20 protein-coding genes are annotated in these 26,160 nt (G+C 50.0%); 16 read left to right on the forward strand and 4 right to left on the reverse strand.

Annotated elements, in window-relative coordinates:
* The first annotated feature begins 662 nt into the window (after positions 1-662).
* A complete protein-coding gene (locus tag QZV31_RS10290; RefSeq protein WP_295360275.1) occupies positions 663-968 on the forward strand; it encodes a co-chaperone GroES in 306 nt (101 codons plus the stop codon).
* Between the two features lie 74 nt (positions 969-1,042).
* Positions 1,043-2,665, forward strand: coding sequence for a chaperonin GroEL (gene groL / locus QZV31_RS10295; protein WP_093730215.1), 1,623 nt, complete (start codon positions 1,043-1,045; stop codon positions 2,663-2,665).
* Positions 2,666-2,753: 88 nt separating this feature from the next.
* Here the strand turns inward: groL and QZV31_RS10300 are convergent, their stop codons facing one another.
* A complete protein-coding gene (locus QZV31_RS10300; protein ID WP_295360278.1) occupies positions 2,754-3,431 on the reverse strand; it encodes a LuxR C-terminal-related transcriptional regulator in 678 nt (225 codons plus the stop codon).
* 298 nt (positions 3,432-3,729) lie between these two features.
* Between QZV31_RS10300 and guaA the strand changes: the two genes are divergently transcribed.
* Entirely contained in the window at positions 3,730-5,271 is a 1,542-nt protein-coding gene (gene guaA / locus QZV31_RS10305) for a glutamine-hydrolyzing GMP synthase (RefSeq protein ID WP_295360280.1), read from the forward strand.
* A 164-nt stretch (positions 5,272-5,435) separates the two neighbouring features.
* On the opposite strand, the gene QZV31_RS10310 is transcribed toward guaA, so the two are convergent.
* Positions 5,436-6,638, reverse strand: a complete 1,203-nt coding sequence (locus QZV31_RS10310) for a UxaA family hydrolase (RefSeq protein ID WP_366508718.1) — start codon at positions 6,636-6,638, stop codon at positions 5,436-5,438.
* 644 nt (positions 6,639-7,282) lie between these two features.
* On the opposite strand from QZV31_RS10310, the gene QZV31_RS10315 reads away from it, so the two are divergent.
* The 11 genes from QZV31_RS10315 (at position 7,283) to QZV31_RS10365 (ending at position 17,015) form a co-directional block, all read left to right on the forward strand.
* Positions 7,283-8,077, forward strand: a complete 795-nt coding sequence (locus tag QZV31_RS10315) for an NYN domain-containing protein (protein WP_093730218.1) — start codon at positions 7,283-7,285, stop codon at positions 8,075-8,077.
* A gap of 102 nt (positions 8,078-8,179) precedes the next feature.
* Positions 8,180-8,500 (forward strand): TIGR04076 family protein, encoded by a 321-nt coding sequence (locus QZV31_RS10320; RefSeq protein WP_295360287.1) that lies wholly within the window; start codon positions 8,180-8,182, stop codon positions 8,498-8,500.
* Positions 8,501-8,515: 15 nt separating this feature from the next.
* A complete protein-coding gene (locus QZV31_RS10325) occupies positions 8,516-9,466 on the forward strand; it encodes a hypothetical protein (RefSeq protein WP_295360289.1) in 951 nt (316 codons plus the stop codon).
* A gap of 144 nt (positions 9,467-9,610) precedes the next feature.
* The gene (locus QZV31_RS10330) at positions 9,611-10,126 is read left to right on the forward strand and encodes a hypothetical protein (protein WP_295360292.1); all 516 of its coding nucleotides are present in this window, start codon (positions 9,611-9,613) and stop codon (positions 10,124-10,126) included.
* Between the two features lie 5 nt (positions 10,127-10,131).
* Positions 10,132-10,560 (forward strand): EamA family transporter, encoded by a 429-nt coding sequence (locus tag QZV31_RS10335; protein WP_295360295.1) that lies wholly within the window; start codon positions 10,132-10,134, stop codon positions 10,558-10,560.
* Positions 10,561-10,584: 24 nt separating this feature from the next.
* Positions 10,585-11,895: a circularly permuted type 2 ATP-grasp protein gene (locus tag QZV31_RS10340; RefSeq protein ID WP_295360298.1), complete on the forward strand. Its 1,311-nt coding sequence runs from the start codon at positions 10,585-10,587 to the stop codon at positions 11,893-11,895.
* Positions 11,877-12,545, forward strand: a complete 669-nt coding sequence (locus QZV31_RS10345; RefSeq protein WP_295360300.1) for an alpha-E domain-containing protein — start codon at positions 11,877-11,879, stop codon at positions 12,543-12,545. Before QZV31_RS10340 ends, QZV31_RS10345 begins: the two co-directional genes overlap by 19 nt.
* Before the next feature lie 12 nt (positions 12,546-12,557).
* Positions 12,558-13,406 (forward strand): transglutaminase family protein, encoded by an 849-nt coding sequence (locus QZV31_RS10350; RefSeq protein ID WP_295360303.1) that lies wholly within the window; start codon positions 12,558-12,560, stop codon positions 13,404-13,406.
* A 9-nt stretch (positions 13,407-13,415) separates the two neighbouring features.
* Entirely contained in the window at positions 13,416-14,348 is a 933-nt protein-coding gene (locus QZV31_RS10355) for a M14 family metallopeptidase (RefSeq protein WP_295360306.1), read from the forward strand.
* A complete protein-coding gene (locus QZV31_RS10360; RefSeq protein WP_295360308.1) occupies positions 14,345-15,358 on the forward strand; it encodes a M14 family metallopeptidase in 1,014 nt (337 codons plus the stop codon). The genes QZV31_RS10355 and QZV31_RS10360 overlap by 4 nt, the downstream gene beginning before the upstream one ends.
* 241 nt (positions 15,359-15,599) lie before the next feature.
* Positions 15,600-17,015, forward strand: a complete 1,416-nt coding sequence (locus QZV31_RS10365; RefSeq protein WP_295360311.1) for an amidophosphoribosyltransferase — start codon at positions 15,600-15,602, stop codon at positions 17,013-17,015.
* Positions 17,016-17,261: 246 nt separating this feature from the next.
* On the opposite strand, the gene QZV31_RS10370 is transcribed toward QZV31_RS10365, so the two are convergent.
* A complete protein-coding gene (locus QZV31_RS10370; protein WP_295360313.1) occupies positions 17,262-19,358 on the reverse strand; it encodes a TonB-dependent receptor in 2,097 nt (698 codons plus the stop codon).
* A 348-nt stretch (positions 19,359-19,706) separates the two neighbouring features.
* On the opposite strand from QZV31_RS10370, the gene QZV31_RS10375 reads away from it, so the two are divergent.
* Both QZV31_RS10375 and QZV31_RS10380 read left to right on the forward strand, forming a co-directional pair.
* Positions 19,707-21,212 (forward strand): Na+/H+ antiporter NhaC family protein, encoded by a 1,506-nt coding sequence (locus QZV31_RS10375; protein WP_366508719.1) that lies wholly within the window; start codon positions 19,707-19,709, stop codon positions 21,210-21,212.
* Positions 21,213-21,443: 231 nt separating this feature from the next.
* Positions 21,444-23,042, forward strand: coding sequence for a helicase HerA-like domain-containing protein (locus QZV31_RS10380; RefSeq protein ID WP_295360318.1), 1,599 nt, complete (start codon positions 21,444-21,446; stop codon positions 23,040-23,042).
* Between the two features lie 389 nt (positions 23,043-23,431).
* On the opposite strand, the gene QZV31_RS10385 is transcribed toward QZV31_RS10380, so the two are convergent.
* Positions 23,432-25,972, reverse strand: a complete 2,541-nt coding sequence (locus tag QZV31_RS10385; protein WP_295360321.1) for a ribonucleoside triphosphate reductase — start codon at positions 25,970-25,972, stop codon at positions 23,432-23,434.
* Positions 25,973-26,160: the final 188 nt, after the last annotated feature.

Genomic DNA, 26,160 nt, shown 5'->3' on the forward strand with positions numbered 1-26,160 from the left:
CTTTTACAAAAAGGGGTGTTACTGTGGAACTTATTTAGTTTTCTTTTACAAAAAGGGGTGTTACTGTGGAACTTATTTAGTTTTCTTTTACAAAAAGGGTGTTGCGGCAGAACTCATTTAGTTTTCTTTTACAAAAAGGGTGTTGCGGCAGAACTTATTTAGTTTTCTTTTACAAATGCATTTTTTAAAATTTTATAGGGTATTTAGTTTTCTTTTACAAATTTAGTTTTCTTTTACAAACATACACATCAATGGTTCACGAAAAATGGTGTGGAATAAGATAAAGTCAAAAAGTCAGTGATTAAAAAATCAAAAAACACGATTTTATAAAAATCACAGGTAAAAATGCAAAAATTACCTGTGTTTTTTATATTTTCAGCATGATTTTTGCCAAATTTACCTTCATTTTTCAAAAAAACTATGAAAAAAATGTAAAATTAACAGAATTTGTCATTTTGACTATTGCATTTTTTTTCGATATGGCTATAATAAGTATTGGAAGTTGGCACTCATGGTTTTTGAGTGCTAATGATTCCGCAAAACTGTTTTAAATTTTAGCAGACGGCGAATTAAAGGAACGCTGCCTGCTGTAAACTCTCACAAAGATTTGAAGTCGCAAAATCATGGAGTGCGGCTTCACAAACAAGAAAGGGGACATAGTAATGTTAAGACCATTAGGCGCAAATGTAGTTGTTAAAGCAGACGCAGTGGAAGAAAAGACCAAAAGCGGTATTTTCATTCCGGATACGGCTTCCAAGGAAAAACCCATGCAGGGTACGGTTCTGGCAGTAGGTAACGGTGCCATCGTTGATGGCAAACGGGTTCCTGTTGACGTAAAAGTTGGTGACTCCGTAGTATTTGCAAAGTACTGCGGCACTCAGGTCAAGTACAACGGTGAAGAACTGTTGATCCTGGCAGAACGGGATATTCTGGCTGTTGTGGAACCGGACACCAAAAAGAAAAAATAATTTTTGATCAGAAACTGTTTAAACAGTTTGCGAAACAAACGTAATGAAATCAAATAACAAAGGAGATAATCAATATGGCAAAACAGATTCTGTTTAACGAAGAAGCCCGCCGCAGCCTGGAACGCGGCGTTGACGCATTAGCGGATGCAGTAAAAGTTACCCTGGGACCGAAAGGCCGCAATGTGGTATTGGAAAAGAAATTCGGTTCTCCCTCCATCATCAATGACGGCGTGACCATCGCCCGTGACATTGAACTGGAAGACCCCTTTGAAAACATGGGCGCTCAGCTGGTAAAAGAAGTTGCTACCAAGACCAACGACGTAGCCGGCGACGGCACCACCACTGCAACCCTGCTGGCCCAGGCTATGATCCGGGAAGGCATGAAGAACGTAGTGGCCGGCGCGAATCCCATGATTCTGAAAAAAGGTATCAAAACCGCTGTTGACGCAGTGGTAGAAGCACTGAAAAAATCCTCCAAGAAGGTTGTGACCAAAGCGGCCAAAGCCCAGGTTGCTTCCATTTCCGCAGGGGATGAAGAAATCGGCGGACTGATTGCCGATGCCATGGAAAAAGTTGGTGACGACGGCGTTATCACCGTGGAAGAATCCAAGACCATGGACACTCATTTGGAAACCGTGGAAGGCATGCAGTTCGACCGCGGTTACATTTCTCCCTACATGGCTACCGACGCGGAGAAGATGGAAGCCGTTATGACCAATCCGCTGGTATTCATTACCGACCGCAAGATCAATGTGATCCAGGACATCATGCCCGTACTGGAAAAAGTAGTACAGGCCGGCCGCGAACTACTGATCATTGCAGAAGACGTGGAAGGCGAAGCCCTGGCAACGTTAGTTGTAAACAAACTGCGCGGCACCTTCAAGGCTGTGGCTGTTAAGGCTCCCGGCTTCGGCGACCGCCGCAAAGCTATGCTGCAGGATATTGCTATCCTCACCGGCGCTACCGTAATCAGTGAAGAAATGGGCCGCAAGCTGGACAGCGCTTCCATGGAAGATCTGGGCAGCGCAGGTCAGGTTCGCGTAAGCAAAGAACTGACCACCATCGTGGACGGCGGCGGCAAGAAAGCGGAAATCAAAGCCCGCGTGGAACAGATTAAAGCCCAGATTCCGGAAACCACGTCCCAGTTTGATAAGGAAAAACTGCAGGAACGCCTGGCAAAACTGGCCGGCGGCGTTGCCGTAATCAAAGTCGGCGCGGCTACCGAAGTAGAACTGAAAGAAAAGAAACTGCGCATTGAAGACGCTCTGAACGCGACCCGCGCAGCCGTTGCGGAAGGCATCGTACCCGGCGGCGGAACCGCACTGCTGGAAGCTCAGACTGTGCTGGACAAAGTGAAAGCAGTCGGCGATGAAAAGACCGGCGTGATGATCGTCCGCCGTGCTATTGAAGAACCGGTTCGCCAGATTGCCCACAACGCAGGTCTGGAAGGCGCTGTTATCGTTGACAAGATCCGTCATTCCAAGAAAGGCGTTGGCTTTGACGCGCTGAATGAAAAATATGTAGACATGATCGAAGCCGGTATTGTGGATCCTACCAAGGTTACCCGCAGCGCGCTGCAGAACGCGGCTTCCATCGCGTCCATGGTACTGACCACCGAGACCCTGGTTGCGGACAAACCGGAACCGAAACCGGCTATGCCCCCCATGCCTCCCGGAGGAATGCCCGGCATGATGTAACGCCCGGTTACAGGCAAATAAAGAAATAAAATTGCGGCAGGTTGCCAAGGCAACCTGCCGCTTTTGTAATATAGACACTATAAAATTATCAATAATTGTTTTCCTCAGCGTCAAAGAAAGCGCACAACCGGGAACGGTTCTTTACGTTGTACCTCTGATACAACTTGGCAAGGGCTTTTTTAATCGTAATTTCAGCCAGGCCGAATTCCGCGGCAATATCCCGAATCTGTATTCCACTGCGGATCATGCGCACAAGTTTCTTCTCCCGATCTGTCAGGCCATTATATAAATGCGTGTTCCGACGGGTCCGGTTTGCCTGCTGGATTGCCAGCATTTCCTCCGGTGAGAACCACTTGGTGGTGATTGAATTATGAATAAAGACCAGTTCCCACGGGTTTTGGCCAACTTTTGCATCCTTACGACGGCGGAACAGCAATGCCTCATGCAGGCATTCCTGTTCGGTTTCCCGGCTTTCCTCCGTCACCTGAAGGTCGCAGACGACTTCGCAAAGCCAATGCTCCCATCCAATCCGCTTCGTCGTATATTTTTCATGTACTACGCTGCAGGGAAGCAGATTCCCATAGGCTTTGGTAATAAAAAACTCAACCTTCTTTTTTCCTTCTGCCTGCATATTCTTGCCGGCACCCAGATAGTAAACGTCAGCAGCCAGTAAAGAAAAAAGATAATCTAGTTTACGGTCTATGAAGAAAGACCGGACCAGTTTTTTGGAAATAAATTTAATCTGATTTTCAGCAGTTCCTCTCATAATGACTATCCCTCTCAAAAAAAAAATTAATTATACACTATAGTTATACTAGTGTATAATTATCATATCGAAGACCGTTTTTTTTGTCAACAATTTTTGTCATTTTTTCTAAGATATTTTATTGCCAAAGTGAGTTTTTTTGTGGTATATTTTTCTTGTTTGAAAGGGTATTTCAAACGTTATGATTGTAATTGACATAGAGTGAATAAATATAAGAAAAAATTACAATCAGTGTTCAGGTCATTTATTTCGGATTGATTTGTATTGTTTTGGTTTTCATGAGGAGGAACGGATTATAATGAAGAAAAATCACGAATTGGTACTGGTCATTGACTTTGGCGCCCAATACGCCCAGCTGATTGCCCGGCGGGTGCGGGAATGCAGTGTGTACTGCGAAATCGTTCCCTATTCCTGCCCGCTGGAAAAGATCAAAGAAATGCAGCCGGCGGCTATCATTCTGTCCGGAGGTCCGGCCAGCGTGTATGTGGAGAATGCGCCCAAAGCGGATGCGGGTATTTTTGAATTGGGCGTTCCGGTGCTGGGCATCTGCTACGGTCATCAGTTCATGTGCCAGACGTTAGGCGGTAAAGTTTCTTCCGCCAACATCCGGGAGTATGGTAAGACAGCGATTGAACTGGATGTGAAAACGCCGTTGTTTGCAAACCTGATCGAACAGAATATATGCTGGATGAGCCACACGGATTTTGTGGCGGAACCGCCTGGGGGATTTGAATTATTAGCCGTTACCGGCGACTGCCCCGTGGCGGCGGTGGGCAATGCGGAGAAAAAATTCTACGGCGTGCAGTTCCATCCGGAAGTGGAGCACACACCGTTCGGCAAAAAGATGATTGCCAACTTTTTGTTTGAAATCTGCCAGTTGAAAGGCGACTGGTCCATGAAGTCTTTTGTGGAACGTAAAGTGGCGGAAATAAAAGCAAAGGCAGGAGATAAAAAAGTACTCTGCGCCCTCAGCGGCGGGGTAGACTCTTCCGTAGCGGCGGTGCTGGTACATAAAGCCATTGGCAAACAGCTCACCTGCATCTTTGTGGACCACGGTCTGTTACGTAAAGATGAAGGGAATCAGGTGGAAAAAGTTTTCAAAGATACCTTTGATATGAACTTTATCCGGGTTAACGCGGCGGAACGCTTTCTTGGCAAACTGAAAGGTGTCACCGAACCGGAGCAAAAGCGTAAAATTATCGGGGCAGAGTTCATCCACGTGTTTGATGAAGAATCGCAGAAGTTGGGAAAGGTGGATTTTCTGGTACAGGGAACCATTTATCCCGACGTGGTGGAAAGCGGCGGCACCGGTACCAGCGCTACCATCAAGAGTCACCACAATGTAGGCGGCCTGCCGGAAGATATGGATCTGCAGCTGATCGAACCGCTGCGGGAATTATTTAAAGATGAAGTGAGGGCAGTGGGGATCGAGCTGGGTATCCCAGAAGAACTGGTGTGGCGGCAGCCTTTCCCGGGACCGGGTCTGGCCATCCGTGTGCTGGGGGAAGTGACGGAAGAAAAACTGAAGATTACCAGAGAGGCGGACGCCATCTTCCGGGAGGAGATTGCCAATGCCAGGCTGGACCGTACCATCTGGCAATATTTTGCCTGCCTGCCCAACATTCACAGCGTGGGCGTCATGGGAGACGGACGCACCTACAGCTACACCGTGGCGCTGCGGGCCGTGCTGTCTACTGACGGTATGACCAGCGACTGGGCCCACATTCCCTACAGTGTGCTGGATACCATCTCAAGGCGCATTGTCAATGAAGTTGAGGGGGTCAACCGCATTGTGTACGATATTACCAGCAAGCCGCCGGCGACGATTGAATGGGAATGACTTTTGTAAAAAACGGAAAGCATGCAGATGCGTGAATCCGTGATTTCGTAATAACAAACAGGAAAATAATTAACCCCGGAACGGAAGAGGTCAATCTGTTCCGGGGTTAGCTTTTACAGAGGTATCAACACGGTAACAATATGATTAGGAAAACATATTTCAAATCACACGAACCGGCATACATGGTCCACGGCAATATCGGAGAAGCCGAACGCTTCCGCTTTCGTCATCTTGCCGTTGCAAATATCATGGATGGCATCCACCATCTCCCGCCCCATTTCCTGATAGGTCTTTTCACCCCGGATAATGGCGCTCAGGTCGATGTCCATGTTGTCTTCCATCTTCTGGTAAGTGCGCCCGTTGGCCGTAACTTTTAATACCGGCACGATGGCATTGCCGGTGGGGGTGCCGCGGCCTGTGGTGAAGATGATGGCCTGGCAGCCGGCAGCAGCCATACTGGTTACGGAAGAAATATCGTAGCCCGCAGTGTCCATGACGACAGTGCCGCGTTTGGTCGGAGGGACTCCCTGTTCCAGTACTTCCACTACAGGGCGGGTGCCGCCCTTGCGGATGCAGCCCAGGCTCTTTTCGTCCAGTGTGGACAGACCGCCTGTCTTGTTGCCCGGCGTGGGCTGGCCCGCACGGCAGTCCTGACCCGCTGCGGTCAGGTGCTCTTCGTAAGCCCGGCAGACTTCAATGATCTGGTCATGGATTTCTTTGTTGGCGCCGCGTTTGGCCAATACATGCTCGCCGCCGATCCATTCGATGGACTCACTCATCATGGTGGTGGCGCCCATGTCGACCAGAATATCGCTGAGCTCCCCCACGGCCGGATTGCTGGCGATGCCGGAAGTGGCGTCGGAGCCGCCGCATTCAATGCCCATCAGGAATTCCGAAATGTCAAACAGTTCTTTTTGCTGCATGGCAGCCTCGGCAGCCATATCCCGGGCAGCACGCACTGCTTTCTCAATCGTTTTCAGGGTGCCGCCTTCGTCCTGGATGCCAAAAGAAACCACCGGTTTGGAAGTTATAGCCTGGATTTTTTCACGGAGCTTGTAGTGGGGGACTGTTTCGCAGCCCAGACCGATAATGACCACGCCGTACACATTGGGATTGCAGGCGAAGCCGGTTAACACTTTCTGACTCATCTCAGTGTTGGCGGCTACATCGGAACAGCCTGTGTTGAATACAATATTAACCGCTCCCCGCACCTGGGATGCCACAATGCGGGAACTTTCGCTGCCGCAGGCACAGCCCGGAAGGATCAGCACATGGTTGCGGATGCCGGGACGCCCTTCCGCCCGGCGGTAACCCCAGAACTTAAATCCTTTCAGGTCCGGCGCGCCGTCGGACTGTCTGGCACACATCTGAAAATCTGCAGGCGCCAGCTCGCTGTCATAATCCCGGGGCACGCTGAACAGATTGTGGTCCGCTACCCAGCTGCCGGCCGAAATATCTTCCGATACCGTGCCCAGGCTTTCACCGTATTTGATGACGTGACCGCCTTTGGGAATGTCTGTCAGTGCGATTTTGTGGCAATAAGGGATATTCTCTTTCGCCACCACAGAGCAGATTTCCTCTCCCTTCCGGTAAACGGCCCTGCCGCCTGCCGGAACTTCCGTCACACAGGTGACCACATTATCGGTGGTGTCCATCATGAGAGCATTGATTTCCATGGTGTGTTCCTCCTTCATACATATAATTTATTGTAGAAAAATTGAAAAAATGAAGTTGGTTCTGACAAACGCGCGGACAATGGAATCGGTAATTTTATATTTTTTAACTTTCTATAAAAACAATAACATAGTTTTGTTGTTAAATCAAATTTGTATTTATTTATTATTATGTACTTTCTGTAAGAAACAAAAAATGTAATTAATAAAATAGAAAGCTTCTATCAGGAGCAAAAAAATGTTATAATTTCTTTATAAGTGTTACGTTAAGGAAACGTGATTCATTGGTAAAACAAAAATCTGTGAAATTACATATATTTTATTCCTGGAGGTTGTTCATGGAAACGCTGAAAAGTATCGTGCTTATGATTGACGCGGATAATACGCAGTTGTCTAAAATTGAAAATGTGATTCAGGAAGTGTCTACCTACGGGCGCATCGTGGTCAAGCGCGCCTACGGGAACTGGAAGAAGGAAGCGTTAAAGAACTGGGAAAACGAACTGAAACGGCTGGCCATCAAGGCGGAGCAGCAGTTTGATTATGTGTCCGGCAAAAACGCTACGGATATTGCCCTGGTCATTGACGCCATCAACCTGCTTCACAAGGGAATTTACGATGCTTTTGTCATTGTTGCCAGCGACAGCGATTATACGCCCCTGGCCATCAGCCTTCACGAATCCGGCGTGTACGTCATCGGTATCGGCGAAAACAAAACGCCCAAATCCTTCCGGAACAGCTGCGATGAGTTTATCTTTTTGGAAAATATCGGAGTGGAAAAAGAAACCGCTGTGGTGGAAGAGCCTTCTGCTTCCGAGAGCGTAACCGAAAGCAGCAAAGTGAAAGTGAAAAAGCATGAGAATATTAATGAAGTGCACAACCTGCTCCGCATTGCTTTTGATAAATTCCAAATCAATGATGACGACACAGACAATTATGTGAACATTGCTGCGGCCGGCCAGTTTATCCGGCGGGCCAAGCCGGATTTTGACGTGCGCAATTTTGGTTTTGAAAAATTATCTAAACTGATTGAAGCCTTTCCCGAAAAATATGAATTGAAGAATTATGAATTCAACGGCAAGAAACAAATTGGTTACAAATGTAAAAAAGGAAAGAGCAGAGGGAAGAAGAAGTAAGAGCGTAAAAGATTCTTAAGAAAGTAAAAGATTCTTTAGAAAAGCGGATGAATCTCTTGCATTTCATAAACTTCTTGCTTTTGGATAATCAGGTTAAACAAAATGAAAAGAATTCAGATTACGGTAATTCGCAAAGTCTGTCACAAAGATTTAATGGAAAAATATGAGAACCCGATGGAACACGCCTGCGATATGGAAGAGGGGCAGGTGTTCATTGCCAATGGCTGGGAAAAACCGGAAGGCTTATGTGAAAGCGCATGGGAAACCATGTCACCTTTTGTGATGGCGCTGGCCCATGGGGCAGAGAACTTTTATGAGGGATGGATGAAAAATCCGAAGTCTGCCATGCTTTCCTGCAATGACGGTTTTCGTCCGGTGAGCTTTTTGATAGAAACCTTGGAGGAAGAGGCAAAGCAAAGTTGACAGGAGTGGATCAGAATGGAAGATAATTTCGAAAATACTACTGTCTTTTGTAAAGAATGCGGACGTCAACTGAATCCGGGAGATAAATTTTGCCGGGAATGCGATTCGACGCAGACGCAGGAAGTAAATATTGAACCTGTAAACGTAGAAAAGAAGATGAGGCGCAGGGCTGCGGAACTGCTGCCATGTTTAAAACTTCCTGCCGGTTATGTGCCGCTGATGTCGGACGGGCTGCCGGCACGGGGCGGTATGCCGGATCCGCGTGAAGCGCACAACCCGGATTATCAGCCTCCGGTATTCCGGCCGATGATAAAGGATCTCTCAGTAAAACATGACAAGCCGGTGGAAATCAGTTCCACGGAAATAGAGATTTTCAATTTACGCTGTTCCTATTTTTCTCCGCCTTACGATGATGAAGAAAAGATGAAATGGTATCCTGCCGGGGACTACTGTTTTCATCTGATCCGTACATCCAAGGGCGCCCGATGCCGAATTGAATTCCACAGTTACAGCGATAACCGGGAAGAGGAGTTTGATGCGGACAGTTTTGCCCTGACCCGTTTGGACAGGCTGCTGAAAGAACGGGATGTGGCACAGTTGGACGGTTACTCCGTTCATTCTCCGGGAGCTGCCAACCACATGGACCTGCTGGTGCAGTACGCGGGCGGTGAACGCATTGCGGCCACGGGGATTCCGCCACAGAACAACCAATATTTTAATGAAGAATGGTTTATTGATTTCTTCCGTAATCTGTCCGGCGCTTTTGGGAAAAACATCTTTACGGATTCGTTTAAGGAAAGGGAACAGGCTGAGCGGGCATTTGCCGCCGGATGGAACAGTGCTGTAAATAATGCGGCCGGTACCTCTTCAGGTAATGCTGCGGACTGTTCCTGGCAATGTAATTGCGGTCAGTATAATACCGGCCCGTTCTGTATCAATTGCGGACAGGTCAGGCCGAAGACGTAATAGATAATCATCGGAAAAAGGATAGATGCATCTTATGAATCATTATTCAATGCAGAGCTGAGTAGTGCAGGATGTTGCATGCTGAACTCATGTTGCTGCAGTGAATCCGGTGTATTGAAATTGAATTGACAAGGGGGTCATGCAATGAGAAACTGGAAGATTATAATGATGGTTTTATGTTTGGCTTTGTGCCTGCCCGGATTGTTTGGCATGGCGGAGGCCAAAGGCGGCAAGGACATGGTAAAAGAAAAAACTGCGTATGTTACAAGGTGCAGCTATGTCAGTTCCGGCAGTTCTACCGGCGGGCACGAACGGATTGAACTGACGCGCCTCAGCGACACGGAAGCCGGCTACAAAATCAGCAGCAAAGACTGGCACAGTTCGCCGGAACGTGTGCTGGAAAAGAAAGTTTCGGCAAACGTATTCAAAGAAATGGAAGCGCTGGGCCGGGAATATAAGATTTTTAAGTGGAAAGTTTTTCGCAAAAGTGAACTGTTTGCTCTGGATGCAGCCACCGTCAGTCTGTCTGTTTCCTATAAAGATCCGACTAACGGTGCAGGCTGGACTCTTACCATGCGTTCCGATGATGAGCTGAACGATAAGCAGAGCGAGTATTATCACAAACTGCTTGACCTGTTGTATGGAGCAGAGGGACGGTAATACAAATGGTTTCATATGTCTGGCCCATCGCACTGGTGGTGTTTTCCAACACACTGTATCAGATTTGCGCGAAAGAAGTGCCCGGCGGTGTGAATGCGTTTGCCACGCTGACCGTGACGTATCTGGTAGGGGCGCTGGCTTCCGGCGTTTTGTTTTTCGTCACCGGCAACGGTGCCAGCCTTTTGCAGGAGTACGGCAGGCTGAACTGGGCGTCTTTCCTGCTGGGTCTGGTTATTGTGGGACTGGAAGCCGGATGGATTTACGCCTATAAGGCGGGCTGGCCCGTGAGCACGGCTTTCATTGTGCAAAGCGCTATTCTTGCAGGCTTTCTGTTGCTGGCAGGGTATCTCCTGTATCACGAACCGCTGGCCTGGAATAAAATCGCAGGCGTAGTGATTTGCCTGATTGGGCTGTATGTGATAAATTACAAGTAAAATAATTGGTGGGGGGGGTTGTTTATGAAAACGCTGTTGGCACACACAAAAGAGATCAATGAACAGCTGGCCCGGTACGGTGTAAAATTCGGAATCTACAAGGACGGAACGTTTAACGAGCGGCTGTTCCCCTTTGACCCGGTTCCCCGGCAGATTCCGGAAAAAGATTACGAAGTGCTGGAAAAAGGACTGATCCAACGCGTAACAGCGCTGAACAAATTCATCTACGACATTTATCACGACAAGAAGATCGTGCGCGACGGGGTGGTGCCGGAAGAGTTTGTATACCGTTCCCCCGGTTATCTGGCCCAGTGTGAGGGCATCACGCCATCCAAAGAAGTGTACAGCCACATTTCCGGTATCGATTTAGTGGAAGGCAAGGACGACGAGTGGTATATATTGGAAGATAACCTGCGAATCCCTTCCGGTGCGTCTTATCCGCTGATTGCGCGGACCTTGTGCCGGCGTTGCAGCCCGGAGACCTTCAAACGCTACCATGTACGGGACAACCGGAATTACGGCGCCTTGCTGAAGCAGACGATGGATTACGTAAACACCGGCGGCATCAATGTGATCTTTACCCCGGGACGTTACAATGCCGCATACTTTGAACACTCCTATCTGGCGGAACAGGCAGGGGCGGTGCTGGCGGAAAGCAATGACCTGTTTGTGGAGAACCAGACTTTGTATTACCGTACCAGCCGGGACCCGGTGAAGGTAGGCGCCGTGTACCGCCGCGTCAGCGACGAGTACATGGATCCTCTCTGCTTTGAACCTTCTTCCCTGATCGGCATTCCTAACTTAATGGATGCGTATCGCGCGGGCAACGTGGCAGTGATGAACGCGCCGGGCAACGGGGTGGCGGATGACAAGGGCATCTACTATTTTGTACCGAAGATGATTTCGTACTACCTGAGTGAAGACGCAATCCTGAAGAACGCGCCCACCTATCTGCCCTATTATGAGGAAGACCGCAAGTACACACTGGACAACATTGACAAATTGGTAATTAAAGATGTGGCAGAGGCCGGCGGCTACGGCGTGGTGTTCGGTGAAAACCTAACCCGGGAGCAGCGGGAGGACCTGAAGAACACCATCATCCATGCGCCGCGGCGCTTTATCGCACAGGAAGTCATTGATTTTAAAGATCTGCCCATTCTGGAAAAGGGCGAGACCGTGGAACGCAAGGCGGACCTGCGGGCGTTCGTCCTCAGCGGTGAGGATGTGCAGGTATGGCCCAGTGGACTGACCCGGTTCTCCCGGAACCCGGACAGCTTCGTGGTGAATTCTTCACAGGGAGGAGGCTTCAAGGACACATGGATAGTTTGTCAGTAAGTAAATTGAACCGGCTCTACTGGCTGGGGCGTTATTATGAACGGCTGGCTACCACCCTGGGTTACCTGTGGGATTGGTACGATGTGATGATCGACGGGAAAATCGATTATCCTGATTTTTGCCGGAAGCTGAGCATCGACTGCTGTTACAAAGACGATAAGGATTTTATGCACAATTACGTGTTTGACAAAAACAATCCGGATTCCCTGCGCACAGTGGCGGATGCCATGCTGGGCAACGGCATGGTGCTGCGTGAGGTTATCGGCAGCCGCACCCTGGCCTATCTGGAACTGGCGGTGATGGGGATGAAGAGCGCGGAAGAAAGTGACAGTCCTACCTTGCCATTGCAGCGGGTCATTGATTTTATCATGGCCTTCCGCGGCAGTTACGATGACATGATTGATGATGAAAATGTACGGAACATTATCAAGTGTGCTGCGGGTGTGGAGCGGCTGAGTTTATATCTGCGTCTGGGTTGGCATCTGGATTCGGTGAAGTCGGAAATCGGCAAGCTGATGAAGCGGATGAACCGCACGTCGCTGCAACCGTCCCATGCTTCGCTGCAGGTATTGTTGTCTGCCAAAAACCCGGAGACTCCGGAAGAACGCAAGAAGCTGCTGGAAGCAGCGGAGAGTCTGTTTGTAGTGTAAAGAAGGTGTCCCATGCGTCGAGAATTATCCTTTTATTTTGATACGGTTTTGAATTTTTCCGGTTCCGTGACGGAACACAATTTCCTGTTGCGCTGCATTCCTGCCGATAAACCGGAACAAAGCATCCTTTCTTATACACTGACAGTGTATCCGGACGGTGCGGCTTCTTTGGGTCGGGACTCGTTCGGCAACGTGGTACGTGCAGGAAGGGTTGTGGAGGCTCATGATTCTTTCCGCTACACCCTGCAGGGCATGGCGTACCGTGACGATTCCCTGCGTGTGCCGGAAGAGGCGGCTCCGTTTTACCGTTACGTTTCAACCCTGACTCAGGTTACGACGGAACTGGAAGCGTTTTATGAAAGTGTTACGAAAGATGCGGCAACCGGTACGGTGCAGACCCAGTCACAGGAGGGCGGTGCGCAGTTGCAGGGAACGTCGGCATGTTTCGGCAGCTTGAGTGCGCTGGATAAAGCTAAAATTCTCTGTGCAAAGGTGTATGAACATTTTACGTATGCTCCCGGTGAAACCAATGTGATGACAACGGCGGGTGAAGCCTTTGTCGCAGGGAAAGGCGTATGCCAGGATTATGCTCATGTGCTGATTACCCTGTGTCGTATGGCAGGCATGCCGGCGCGGTATGTCAGCGGTCTGTTTGTAGGAGAAGGAGCCAGTCATGCCTGGGCGGAAATATGGATGGACGGACTGTGGTACGGTATCGATCCCACCCACAACTGTCTGGCAGATGAGAAATATCTGAAGCTGTGTGTCGGTCGCGATTACAGCGACTGCCCATTGGAGCGGGGCGTGTTCTCCGGCTGGGCGGAGCAGACGCAAAAAGTATTTACAAAAGTAACGGATTAAGGAGACCCCATGATCGAGACTGTAGTGAAAGCGCCTCTTCCTGTGGGAGAGGAACTTGTCATTCAAAAAAACCGTATTGCGGGCGCTGACCCTAAAAGCCACAGGCTTGCCATCGTCACCGGTACTCACGGTGATGAACTGGAAGGGCAGTATGTGGCCTGGCAGCTGGCCCGGGTGCTGGAAGAAAAGAAAGACAGGCTGCAAGGCACAGTGGATATTTATCCTGCGCTGAATCCATTGGGCATCAGTACCATTTACCGGGGACTGCCGGGTTTTGATCTGGATATGAACCGGATCTTTCCGGGCAGCCGTAATGAAACTATGTATGAATACATTGCCAATGGCATCATCCGGGATATCAAAGGGGCGGACCTGTGCATCGACATTCATGCCAGCAATATTTTTCTCCGGGAGATTCCCCAGGTGCGTATCAATGAAAAAACGGCAACGATGCTGACGCCTCTGGCTAAACTGCTGAACATGGATTTCATCTGGATCCACAGCGCCGCCACGGTTTTGGAGAGCACACTGGCCTACAGTCTGAATATGCTGAACACGAAAACGCTGGTAGTGGAGATGGGCGTAGGCATGCGCATCACCCAAAGCTATGGCGATCAGCTGATTACGGGCATTTTGTCCGTCATGTCCCATTTGGGGATGCTGGCGGAACCGGCGCCGGAAGTAAAACAGCCAGTAGTAAGCACGGATGGCAGCGTGGCCTTTATCAATGCGGATGCATCAGGTTTCTTTATGCCGCAGGTCATGCATGGGGATTTTGTGAATAAAGGGCAGCCGGTAGGTTTTATCGCCGATTCCCTGAACGGTGTCACGAAAGAAGAACTGTGCAGCCCGGTGGACGGTATGGTCTTCACGCTGCGTGAGTACCCGGTGGTCAACGAAGGTTCGCTGATTGCGCGGATACTGGGAGGCGTTGAACCATGAGAAGGGTAAAGTTATTTACGATAGATGCGCTTCCCTACCGCCAGCCCATTCCGGTGTACGGGTACCGCTTTGGTTCACGGAAAAAAACGCTGGCTGTGATGGGCGCAATCCGGGGGGACGAAGTGCAGCAGATGTACGTGGCGGCGCGTCTGGTCCGTAAGTTTTCGGAACTGGAGAAAGAAGGTGCTTTTTCACCGGACTGCGGCGTACTGGTGGTTCCCTGTGCCGGGCAGTTTTCCATGAACGTGAGTAAGCGTTTCTGGCCCTTGGACAATACGGATATCAACCGCATGTTCCCCGGTTATGGAGCGGGGGAAACCACCCAGCGTCTGGCAGATAGAATCTTTACGGCACTGCAGGGATATAAGTGGGGTGTCCATCTGGCCAGCTTTTATCTGCCGGGGGACTTTGTTCCCCATGTGCGGGTTATGGACACGGGTTACCAGTCCAATGAAGAGGGGCTGGATTTCGGATTGCCGTACCTGATGATACGCAAGCCTCATCCCTACGATACTACTACCCTGAATTTTAACTGGCAGGTGTGGGATACCTGTACGTTTTCCGTGTATTCCCGCACTACGGATTTTATTGATGAATCCAGTGCGGAACTGGCGGCGGAAAGCATTCTGCGTTTTCTGGCAAAGCGGGGGATGCTGCGCAGCAAAGTACCGGAGAGCGTGCTGCGCTTTTTGGCAGAGAAAGGCATGCTGGGCTGGGAGATTCCGGAAGGCTCCAAAACGAAATTTGTAAAAGAAGAAGAGCTGATCAACATTCACAATAAAAAAGGAGGGATCCTGATACGGTATCACCATCCGGCGGATTTTGTAAGAGCCGGTAACCTCTTGGCGGAGATTATAGATCCTTATACAACGGAGGTGCGGGAAAAAATCTGTGCGCCCACAGACGGCACACTGTTTTTTGCCCATCATGCCCAGCTGATTGCGGGGCACTCCATTGTTTACCGGCTGATTCCCCAAAGCAGGGCGGGACAATGCGAAAACAAAGAATAAAAGGAACGGTACGAACCGGGCTGGAGCGTATGAAGTCAGCTTTTCTGCCCCAAATGCCGGAGGTAACATGAACGATAGAGGTTGTATGGGAACGGCGATTTTTTTCTTGCAGTCTTTCCTATTGTGCGATAAAATAAGAAAGCAGTTTGCGTTATTCATTATTTAAGGAGACGCTGATGAATTAGTGAGTTCAGAATGCTTTCCTGTTTTTCACGTAAGAAAAGTTGAGGGGATTTGACAAATGAGTGGATACTTTGGCGTAGTATCAAAAGAAGATTGCGTATTTGATCTGTTTTTCGGCACGGATTACCATTCCCATTTGGGAACCCGCCGGGCCGGCCTGGCGGTGTATGGAAAAGACGGCTTCAACCGTTCCATTCACAACATTGAAAACTCTCCGTTCCGTACCAAGTTTGACGATGATGTCCATCACATGCAGGGCAACCTGGGCATCGGCTGCATTTCTGATTTTGAAGCCCAGCCTCTGATTGTACGGTCCCATCACGGAACATACGCTATCACCACTGTCAGCAAGATCAATAACATGGATGAGCTGGTGGCAGGCATTATGAAAAAAACCGGCACCCATTTCCTGGAGATGAGCGGCGGTAGCATTAATGCAACGGAACTGGTTGCCACGCTGATCAACCAGAAGGATAATCTGATTGAGGGTATCCAATATGCACAGCAATGCGTAGAAGGTTCCCTCTCCCTGATGATCATGACGCCTCAGGGCATTTATGTGGCCCGGGACAAGGTGGGCCGTACGCCTATGATTTTAGGTAAAAAAGCAGAAGGCTTCTGCGCCACGTTTGAATCAACGGCCTATTTGAATCTGGGTTATGAGGATTACAAAGAGTTAGGTCCCGGAGAAATCGACATCATGACGCCGGAAGGTGTGCAGGTGCTGGCAAAACCCGGATCCAAAATGAGGGTCTGCACGTTTATGTGGGTGTATTACGGATATCCGTCTTCTTTCTATGAAGGTGTATCCGTGGAACAGATGCGGTACAACTGTGGCAAATATATGGCCCGGCGGGATCACATTAGGGAAGACGCAGTGGATAATGTAGCCGGTGTTCCGGATTCCGGTATCGCCCATGCGGTGGGCTATGCCAATGAAAGCCGAATTCCTTTCTCGCGTCCGCTGATCAAATACACGCCGACCTGGCCCCGGTCTTTTATGCCAACCATTCAGAGCAAACGGAACCTGATTGCCAAGATGAAACTGATTCCGGTGCACGAACTGATTGAAGGCAAACGTATCATCCTGATCGACGATTCCATTGTAAGGGGAACGCAGTTGCGGGAAACTACAGAGTTCCTGTTTAAAAGCGGAGCGAAAGAAGTGCATGCCCGTCCGGCCTGCCCGCCGATTACCTTTGGCTGCAAGTTCCTGAACTTCTCCCGTTCCAATTCGGAAATGGAACTGATCGCCCGTCAGATCATCGCCAAAGAAGAAGGGGAAACTGTTGCCCGGGAGATTTTGGAAGACTATTGCAATCCGGATTCGGATCGGTACCATGCGATGGTACAGGGAATCTGCAAGAAGATGGGCTTCACCAGTCTGGCCTTTAACCGTCTGGACGACATGATCAAGGCAGTAGGGATTGATCCGGATAAGCTTTGCACATATTGCTGGAACGGAAAAGACTGAAGAGCATGAATAATATATAGTTTGCAAAAAATAATAGCGTGCAGGGATTCTCAAAACCGGTCACGTTTGTTATTCCATGGACTCATGCGCCTGTGGCTTCGAAACTCGGGGCTTCGCCCCTCAGACAGTCTCGCCACCACGGCGCATTTCTTCTCATGGAATTACATAAACGCGCCCGATGTTTTGCTCATTCCCTGCACGCTTATTCTTTTTTTAAACACATCATATTCATATAAATATTACGTCTTAATACGAATACACAACTCCGAACAGCGCTGTCCGTCCATAGGCAGGGCAGTCGCCGATAGTGCGGGAGCCCAGCATTTCATAGGAGTTGTTGAACAGATTGTGCACTTTCAGGTAACTGCTCCAGTGCTTGCTGAATTTGTAACTCAGGTTCAGGTCTACGACAAAGTAGTTGCCGGAGTACCAATCGCTGTTGCGCCCGAAACCGGAGGTAAGCAGGATGTTGTTGGACCAGTGTTTATCTTTGTAACGCAGGGCTGCTTGCACCTGATGACGGGCTACCAGACTTGTATAGGAAGGGTCTTTATCGCCCCAGTCAGTTTTGGAATTGGTATAAGTGTAGGAGAGGGTGGCGTTATATTTGGGACTGAAGACATCGGTGACGGTCAGGTGCAGTCCCTGCTGGTGCTGTCCTTCATAATTGTCCGGACGCCACCGGTTGGTTGCCGTATTGTAATGCCAGAGAATAGGATTCTTTGTGTAGCTTAAAAAGCCTCCCACATCCGCAAAAACTTTATCATTGAACTGGTGGCGGATTCCGCCATTGACTTTCCAACCTTTTTCCGGTTCCAGGTTGGGATTTCCCTGGATCCGCTGGTTGTTATAATATAATTCGTCCAACGTCGGTACGGCGTAAATGTGCTGCAGAGATCCGTAGAACGTTGTCTTTTTATCAGGACGGTATTCCGCGCCGCTGGATGAGATATAATGGTTGCTGAATTTGCTGTTATGATTGATACCGCTGGTACCTGTCAGGATCAGTTTGTTAAAACGGCGGACGGTTTTTACGAAAGCATTTACGTTGCTCATGCTCTTTTCATAGTTTTTGCCAAAACTCCGGTTTGGATTGTCAACACCCGGGAAACCCGGAACGGCGGCACCCGGGGCGGGATCTCCGGCCACATTATAGTTGCTTTCGTTGTCGACGCTGGTATGACGCCAGGACAAGCCGGCGGAGATGGTGTGATCTTTGCTGATGCTCCATCCGTCCCGCCAGTCAATGCCGTTGGTATTTGTCTTCCAGCGTCCGTAGGAAGGAAGATCTTTCTGGTGTTTGGTTCCAAAGGGGCGGAAAGTATCGCCCTGATTATAATAATGGTACAGAGAAATATAACCGGGTGCGGCAGTATTTTCTTTATAGTTATAAGTCAGCGCAAAATGGTTGGCCATTTTTGAATAATTGTAGTCCGTGGGGTTCAGGCGTGAATACCACAGCCCCCTGTCGTTGCTGAAATGACCGTAGGTAAAGGTAAGGGAACGATTCTTTTTCAGCTGCCGGTCAATCCGGAAATACATCTCGCGGCGATTCACGGCGGAGTTGGGCATGGTCTCTTTGTTGCCTTCCGAACTTTTATAATGAAGTTCTTCCAGATTGCTGCGTCCGCCTGTAGCGGTCCAGCTCCAGCCTTTTCCGCTGCCTGCCAGCTGCGTTTCCCAGCGCCAGGCATCGTAGGGTCCCCGGGCCGCTTCAAATTTAAAGACATGTTCTTTGCCTTTTTTCGTGATGATGTTGATAATACCGCCGGGCGTATCATTACTCAAAAAGCTGTCGCCCACGGCGCCATGCAGAATTTCGATGCGCTCAATGGCCGTGACCGGAGGTGTCATATCCAGATCGTAGGTTGCACGTCCGTCGGAAAAACCGCTTTCCAGATTTTGTCTGCGGCCATCAATGAACACAGCGACACGGTCATCGCCGTCGATACGGACCACCTGGTGCGCCGTGTTGACCGAGCCGGGGGTGACGGTTACACCGGGAGCGTACATCAGGGCCTCAGCCACGGTTTCGTAGTGATTGTCTTCCATTTCTTCTGCTGTGATAATGGTAGTGAAAGCCGGCGTCTGCCATAAATTGGTCTGATGCACGGCGCTGTGTGCGTCGACGTTGTTCTGTGGCGTCGGTGTTGCAACGTGGGTATCGGAAGCCGGTACAGTGGCATGTGTATCAGCAGCAGATGTTACAACGTGTTTGTCGATAACAGATGCTGCTGCGTGCGTGTCGGAAGCCGGCACTTCTTTTATTTCTTCCGCATATGCGGGAAACATGCCCGCCGAACAGGCCAGTAGGATTGCAGCGGTTAATTTTCTGTAACGCATGTGTTGTCCTTCTTTCCTTTATTCTTGAGTCCTATGGGAACTTTCATCTTTAACTATTATACACAAAAAGCAGGTTTCGTTCCATTTTTTTAAAAAGATTCGAAAAATCTTTTCAAAGTTAACAGATTTTTTAATATATTTGTATACATAAGTTGCTTTTGCTGTTTTTTGCTGGACAGATTCCATATTTTACGATAAAGTAATACTATACCTATGATTTAGAGTAAATTTTTAGTTTGGGGGATGAAGATTGTGAAAAAAGGTGAACCTAAGACGTTAACGTACCTGTCGCTGGTAGCGGTGGTACTGGTGCTGGCGGGGCTGGCATATGCCGTGGTGCATAACCACATGCCGGTGAAAGAGACCGCCTGGGCACTGACGCCGCCTGTTATTGCTATTGCGCTGGCGTTGATTACTAAAGAAGTGTACAGTTCCCTGTTTCTGGGAGTGTTGACCGGTGCGTTCCTGAATGCGGGATTTGACCTGGTGGGCACACTGAATCAGGTGTTTCAGGAAGGCATGCTGAAAGTTTTATCTGACAAATGGAACGTAGGCATTTTGATTTTCCTGATTATTTTAGGCATGATGGTGCAGCTGATGAACCGAGCCGGCGGTTCCGCCGCGTTCGGCCAGTGGGCGTCTACGCATATCAAAAGCCGTGCCGGCGCGCAGCTGGCAACCATGCTGCTGGGCTGCCTGATTTTCATCGATGACTATTTCAACTGCCTGACCGTGGGTTCTGTTATGCGTCCGGTAACCGACAAATATAACATCAGCCGCGCCAAGCTGGCCTACCTGATCGATTCCACGGCGGCGCCGGTCTGCATCATTGCGCCGATTTCTTCCTGGGCCGCGGCGGTGTCCGGCTTTGTAAAAGGGGAAAACGGTATCAGCATTTTTATACAGTCCATCCCGTATAACTTCTATGCGTTGCTGACCCTGATTATGATGCTGTTGATCATCTTTCTGGGGATTGATTACGGCCCCATGAAGGTCCATGAAGATAATGCGCTGAAAGGCGATCTGTTTACAACCGGTATTACGGAAGAAGCGGCCGAAACCATGAAAAAAGGTGAAAAGATCGGCAGTGTGATCGATCTTGTGCTTCCCATCGTGATGTTGATCATCTGCTGTGTTATCGGCATGATTTACACTGGCGGCTTCTTTGAAGACAAAGGCTTTGTGGATGCCTTCGCCAACAGCGACGCGTCCGTCGGTCTGGTATTAGGTTCTTCAGTCGCGTTACTCATTACCGTTGCTTTTTATCTGTTGCGTCAGTCCCTGCCTTTTGCGGATTGTATGGACTGCCTGCCGGAAGGTTTCAAACAGATGGTTCCGGCCATGCTGATCCTGTCCTTTGCCTGGGCTTTAAAGGCAATGACCGACAGCCTGGGCGCTGCCAAATATGTGGCGGCCCTGGTGGAAAGCTCTGCCGGCAACCTGATGAACTTCCTGCCGGCCATCATCTTCCTGATTGCGGTATTCCTGGCTTTTGCCTCCGGCACGTCCTGGGGTACCTTCGGTATCCTGATCCCCATCGTGGTTTCCTGCTTCCAGGGAGTTGACCATCAGCTGATGATCATATCCATCTCCGCCTGCATGGCCGGTGCGGTTTGCGGCGACCATTGCTCCCCGATTTCGGATACCACGATTATGTCGTCGGCCGGCGCCCAGTGTATCCATCTGAATCATGTTACCACCCAGATTCCCTATGCCTTGACGGTTGCGGTGGTTTCTTTCTTCACATTCCTGGTGGCCGGTTTTGCCAAGAGCGCCCTGGTATCGCTCATTTTTGGCGTTGTGATTCTGTGCATGGGCCTCATGGCAATGCGGAGAAGAAACATTAGTGAATAACAGTTCAATACGTTAAAAACTGCGTCAGCTACGGCGCAGTTTTTTATTTTAATTCACACTTTACTGTGGAAAGTTAGTTTGATTCATGATAGAATATTGACAATAGCTGAAATGGTTACAGCAATCCATTGGATAATGCCCATGGACAGAAAAAATGCCCAGGGTATGAAGCGACAATCCCTAAGGAGACGAATTAATCAGCGTTTCCTAAAACGTGAAGGAGGAAGCAGCATGTTAAAAGACGGAAAAATCTGGGTGGCAAATAACGATAAAGGCGAGAACATTTTTATTCTGCCGAAGATGGCAAACCGCCACGGTTTGATAGCCGGTGCTACCGGTACCGGCAAAACCATTACCCTGAAGGTGATGGCGGAAAGCTTCAGCGACATGGGTGTTCCGGTATTCATGGCCGATGTGAAAGGCGATGTGGCTGGCATGATGTGCCCCGGTGTGAATACGGAAGACATGCAGAAGCGGATCCAGAAGTTTGGTCTGGCGGAAGCGGGCTTTGAATACAAAGGCTGTCCGGTAACCTTGTGGGATATTTTCGGACAGAAGGGCATTCCCCTGCGTACCACCGTTTCGGAAATCGGTCCCCTGCTGCTGGGCCGGATTCTGGAACTGAATGACCTGCAGACTTCGATTTTAAATATTGTCTTTAAAATTGCCGATGACAACCAGCTGCTGCTGATCGATACCAAAGATCTGAAAGCCATGCTGAATTATATCAATGAGCACCGGGCGCAGTTCGAAGGGGAGTACGGCAAGATGAGCCCCGCCTCCATCACCGCGATTATCCGTGCCATTGTGGCGTTGGAGACCCAGGGGGGCGACGTGTTCTTTGGTGAACCGGCTCTTTCCATCTCCGACTGGCTGACCCAGGACTGCGGCAAAGGCATGATCAATATTCTGGACAGCGGAAGCCTGATCAACAACGGGAAATTATATTCCACTTTCCTGCTGTGGATGATGTCCGAGCTGTTTGAAACCCTGCCGGAAGTGGGCGATCTGCCGAAACCCAAGATGGTCTTCTTCTTTGACGAAGCGCATCTGCTGTTCACCGGCGCGTCCAAAGCACTGCTGGATAAGATTGAGCAGGTGGTGAAACTGATCCGCTCCAAAGGCGTGGGCATCTACTTCTGCACCCAGAGCCCGAAAGATATTCCGGACGGCGTACTGGCACAGTTGGGCAACAAGGTACAGCATGCGCTGCGGGCGTATACCCCCGCTGATCAAAAGGCTGTGAAAGCGGCGGCGGCATCCTACCGTCCCAATCCGGAATTCGATACGGCGTCTACGATTATGGAACTGGGTACCGGCAAGGCTGTGGTTTCTTTCCTGGAAGAAGGCGGTATCCCCGGCATGGTGCAGAAGGTTTCCATCCTGCCGCCTCAGTGCAGCATGGGTTCTGCTACCGATGCGCAGCGTGACCAGGCTATAAAAGCCAGCCTGCTGTATACCAAGTATTCCAATTATTTTGACCGTGATTCCGCCTATGAGTTCCTGATGCGGCAGCAGCAGGTGGAAGCGAAAGAAGCAGAAGAAGCCAAAGCGGCAGCCGAGCAGGCTAAAATTGCGGAAAAGGAAGCCAAGGAAGCGGCGCTGGCAAAGGAAAAAGCGGAAAAAGAAGCGGCCCGGGAAGCGCAAAAAGCAGAAGCGGAGAAAAACCGTTTGATTAAGAATGTTGGCGGCAGCGTATTGGGTACGGTAGGCCGTCAGGTTGGGAAAACCCTGGGCGGATCCGTGGCCGGCAACATAGGCAAGTCGGTGGGCGGCAATCTGGGTGCTTCGCTGATACGCGGGATATTCGGCACGTTCTTTAAAGGATAATTCTCGCTTGTCTAAATTTCCCTGTACCGCGTTGTCGTCAGTCGACATAGTCTCACTACGTCTTCCTCCTCCGCCTTGTACAGGAAAATTTATCCTGCGCGATAAAGTGATATTGTTTTATGCGTCAAGTGTGATCAAAAGCTGCAAGGATACGGCAGCGCAAAACCGGGGACGGTTGCTAATCCATGGATTCATTCGTCTGTGGCTTCGAAACTCGAGGCTTCGCCTCTCAAACAGTCTCGCCACGACGACGAATTTCATCTCATGGAATTACGCAACCGTCCCCGATGTTTTGCTTATGCCTTAGCCTTTGCAGCTTTGTTGAATATAAATTAAAGAGCTGTACAACAGGCAGTGATGCCAGTTGTACAGCTCAGTTGTTTTATTTTTTAATGCAGTCTGTCAATGTAGGTTTTAATCTCGTTTACATTGTAAAGAAGTTTGGTTTCGTTGCCGGTCTCATCAATTAATGTGGGCACGGCGCAGATATTAAACTTCTTGGCCATTTCCGCTCCTTCGGCTTCTTCGGCGAAGAGCGGAGTGTATTCCACATGGGCTTCCTGCAGCATCTTCTTCACCATGTTGCAATTGGGGCAGGTGTGAGTGGAAATCAGGTAGCGCTTTCCGTTAGCGGGAATGCCGGAAGCGGTTTTGCTGCTGCTCATGATTTTGGCGGCCAGGTTTTTGGCGGCGTCCATCATCTGCTTGTCAGGGATTTCCGCGGTCTTGGGGAAGAGGGCTGCTTTTTTCGCTGCGTCAGCTGCCGTCTGCTCCGTGTAAGCTACCTTTGCGGAAACTTCCGCGTCAGATTCCAGTTTGTTCTCTCTGTCAATGCGAACCTGCTCGGTATTGTAGGTCTTGCGGTTCTGGAATTCGCTGACCTTGCCGTCGTTCCAGTTTCGAACCGGACGGTAGTACCCGGTGATGCGGGAGTACACTTCCGCGTTGCGTCCGCATTTCGGGCAGGTGAAGTGTTCGCCCCGGATGTAACCGTGTTCCGCACAGACGGAGTACGTGGGGGACAGGGTGTAGTAGGGCAGCTTGAAGTTTTGTGCGATTTTGCGTACCAGGGTTGCAGCAGACTGCCAGTCCGGCAGACGTTCGCCCAGGAAACCGTGGAACACGGTGCCGCTGGTGTACAGGGTCTGCAGTTCGTCTTCCAGTTCCAGCGCGTCAAAGATGTCGTCCGTGTAACCAACCGGCAGATGGCTGCTGTTGGTGTAGTAGGGAGCATTGCCTTCTTTGGCCGCGGTCAGGATGCCGGGGAACTCTTCCGTGTCGTGTTTCGCGAAACGGTAGGAGGTGGATTCCGCCGGTGTGGCTTCCAGGTTGTACAGGTCGCCGTACTGTTCCTGATAATCGGACAGGCGGGTGCGCATGTGGTTCAGTACTTCGATGGCAAAGGCCCGGCCTTTTTCCGTGGTCATGTTTTCGTCTTTCAGCCAGGCGGCATTCAGGATGGCTTCGTTCATGCCCACCATGCCGATGGTAGAGAAATGGTTCTTAAAGGTGCCCAGGTAACGGCGGGTGTAAGGATACAGGCCCTCGTCCATGAGGCGGCTGATGACTTTACGTTTTACCGACAGGGAACGGGCCGCGATGTCCATATATTTGTCCAGGGTGGCATAGAACTCTTCCTTCGTTTGGCTCAGGTAGGCGATACGGGGCAGGTTCAGGGTTACCACGCCGATGGATCCGGTGCTTTCGCCGGAGCCGAAGAAACCGCCGGATTTCTTGCGCAGTTCCCGCAGGTCCAGACGCAGACGGCAGCACATGCTGCGCACGTCGGAGGGTTTCATGTCGGAATTGATGTAATTGGAGAAGTAGGGCGTGCCGTATTTGGCTGTCATTTCAAACAGGAGACGGTTATTTTCCGTGGCGCTCCAGTCAAACTCTTTGGTAATGGAATAGGTGGGAATCGGGTACTGGAAGCCGCGGCCGTTGGCGTCGCCTTCGATCATGGTCTCGATGAATGCCTTGTTCACCATTTCCATTTCTTTCTTGCAGTCATTGTAGGTGAAGTCCATGTTCTTGCCGCCCACGATGGCCGGCATGTCCTTCATGTCATCGGGCACGGTCCAGTCCAGGGTGATGTTGGTGAAGGGAGCCTGTGTGCCCCAGCGGGACGGAGTGTTTACACCGTAGATGAAGGACTGGATGCACTGCTTCACTTCTTTGTAATCCAGGTTATCCACTTTTACAAAAGGAGCCAGGTAGGTATCAAAGGAAGAGAACGCCTGAGCCCCGGCCCATTCGTTCTGCATAATGCCCAGGAAGTTGACCATCTGGTTGCAGAGGGTGCTTAAATGTTTGGCCGGCGCCGAAGAGATACGGTCGGGAACGCCGCCCAGTCCTTCCTGGATCAGCTGCTTTAAGCTCCAGCCCGCGCAGTAGCCGGTGAGCATGCTCAGGTCATGGAGATGGATGAAGCACTTGCGGTGTGCTTCCGCAATGTCTTCGTCATAAATTTCGCTGAGCCAGTAGTTGGCAGTGATGGCGCCGGAGTTGGAGAGGATCAGCGCACCCACGCTCAGGGTGACGGTGGAGTTTTCCTTCACGCGCCAGTCTTTGTCTTTTCCAATATAACCGTCTACCAGTTTTTTATAGTCAAGCAGGGTGTTCTTGGTGTGACGTGCCTGCTGGTGCTGTTTACGGTATAAGATGTAGGCTTTCGCGGTCTTCACGTAATCGCATTTCATCAGCATGGATTCCACGCGATCCTGGATATCCTCTACGGTAGGAATTTCCTGGGAGTTTTCCCGCAGGTTGGTGATGACCATCAGGGTGATGGCGCCGGCGATGGTGGAAACGTTTCTTGCTTCAACTTCACCGGTGGCGATGAATGCTTTGGCGATCGCGTTTTCAATTTTCTTCTCGTCAAAGGGTACGGTGATGCCGTTACGTTTTACTACATTCTTAAAATACGTCATGATGTGTGTTGCCTCTCTCTTTCATAAATTTCATTTGTTGTCTGTGCTGTAAAGAAAAGATATCGCAAAACCGTACGCGATTGCTATTCCATGGACTCGTTCGCCTGTGGCTTCGGAACTCGGAGCTTCGCTCCTCAAACAGCCTCACCACGGACGGCTCATTTCGTCTCATGTCATCACGCATTCGC

It is taken from the genome of uncultured Succiniclasticum sp., from assembly GCF_902793885.1.
Taxonomy (GTDB): Bacteria; Bacillota; Negativicutes; order Acidaminococcales; family Acidaminococcaceae; genus Succiniclasticum.

Coding starts and splice junctions, on each gene's coding strand:
- QZV31_RS10290 (WP_295360275.1), top strand. CDS start 663: ATGTTAAGACCATTAGGCGCAAATGTAGTTGTTAAAGCAGACGCAGTG.
- groL (WP_093730215.1), top strand. CDS start 1,043: ATGGCAAAACAGATTCTGTTTAACGAAGAAGCCCGCCGCAGCCTGGAA.
- QZV31_RS10300 (WP_295360278.1), bottom strand. CDS start 3,431: ATGAGAGGAACTGCTGAAAATCAGATTAAATTTATTTCCAAAAAACTG.
- guaA (WP_295360280.1), top strand. CDS start 3,730: ATGAAGAAAAATCACGAATTGGTACTGGTCATTGACTTTGGCGCCCAA.
- QZV31_RS10310 (WP_366508718.1), bottom strand. CDS start 6,638: ATGTGTGCCAGACAGTCCGACGGCGCGCCGGACCTGAAAGGATTTAAG.
- QZV31_RS10315 (WP_093730218.1), top strand. CDS start 7,283: ATGGAAACGCTGAAAAGTATCGTGCTTATGATTGACGCGGATAATACG.
- QZV31_RS10320 (WP_295360287.1), top strand. CDS start 8,180: ATGAAAAGAATTCAGATTACGGTAATTCGCAAAGTCTGTCACAAAGAT.
- QZV31_RS10325 (WP_295360289.1), top strand. CDS start 8,516: ATGGAAGATAATTTCGAAAATACTACTGTCTTTTGTAAAGAATGCGGA.
- QZV31_RS10330 (WP_295360292.1), top strand. CDS start 9,611: ATGAGAAACTGGAAGATTATAATGATGGTTTTATGTTTGGCTTTGTGC.
- QZV31_RS10335 (WP_295360295.1), top strand. CDS start 10,132: ATGGTTTCATATGTCTGGCCCATCGCACTGGTGGTGTTTTCCAACACA.
- QZV31_RS10340 (WP_295360298.1), top strand. CDS start 10,585: ATGAAAACGCTGTTGGCACACACAAAAGAGATCAATGAACAGCTGGCC.
- QZV31_RS10345 (WP_295360300.1), top strand. CDS start 11,877: ATGGATAGTTTGTCAGTAAGTAAATTGAACCGGCTCTACTGGCTGGGG.
- QZV31_RS10350 (WP_295360303.1), top strand. CDS start 12,558: ATGCGTCGAGAATTATCCTTTTATTTTGATACGGTTTTGAATTTTTCC.
- QZV31_RS10355 (WP_295360306.1), top strand. CDS start 13,416: ATGATCGAGACTGTAGTGAAAGCGCCTCTTCCTGTGGGAGAGGAACTT.
- QZV31_RS10360 (WP_295360308.1), top strand. CDS start 14,345: ATGAGAAGGGTAAAGTTATTTACGATAGATGCGCTTCCCTACCGCCAG.
- QZV31_RS10365 (WP_295360311.1), top strand. CDS start 15,600: ATGAGTGGATACTTTGGCGTAGTATCAAAAGAAGATTGCGTATTTGAT.
- QZV31_RS10370 (WP_295360313.1), bottom strand. CDS start 19,358: ATGCGTTACAGAAAATTAACCGCTGCAATCCTACTGGCCTGTTCGGCG.
- QZV31_RS10375 (WP_366508719.1), top strand. CDS start 19,707: ATGCCGGTGAAAGAGACCGCCTGGGCACTGACGCCGCCTGTTATTGCT.
- QZV31_RS10380 (WP_295360318.1), top strand. CDS start 21,444: ATGTTAAAAGACGGAAAAATCTGGGTGGCAAATAACGATAAAGGCGAG.
- QZV31_RS10385 (WP_295360321.1), bottom strand. CDS start 25,972: ATGACGTATTTTAAGAATGTAGTAAAACGTAACGGCATCACCGTACCC.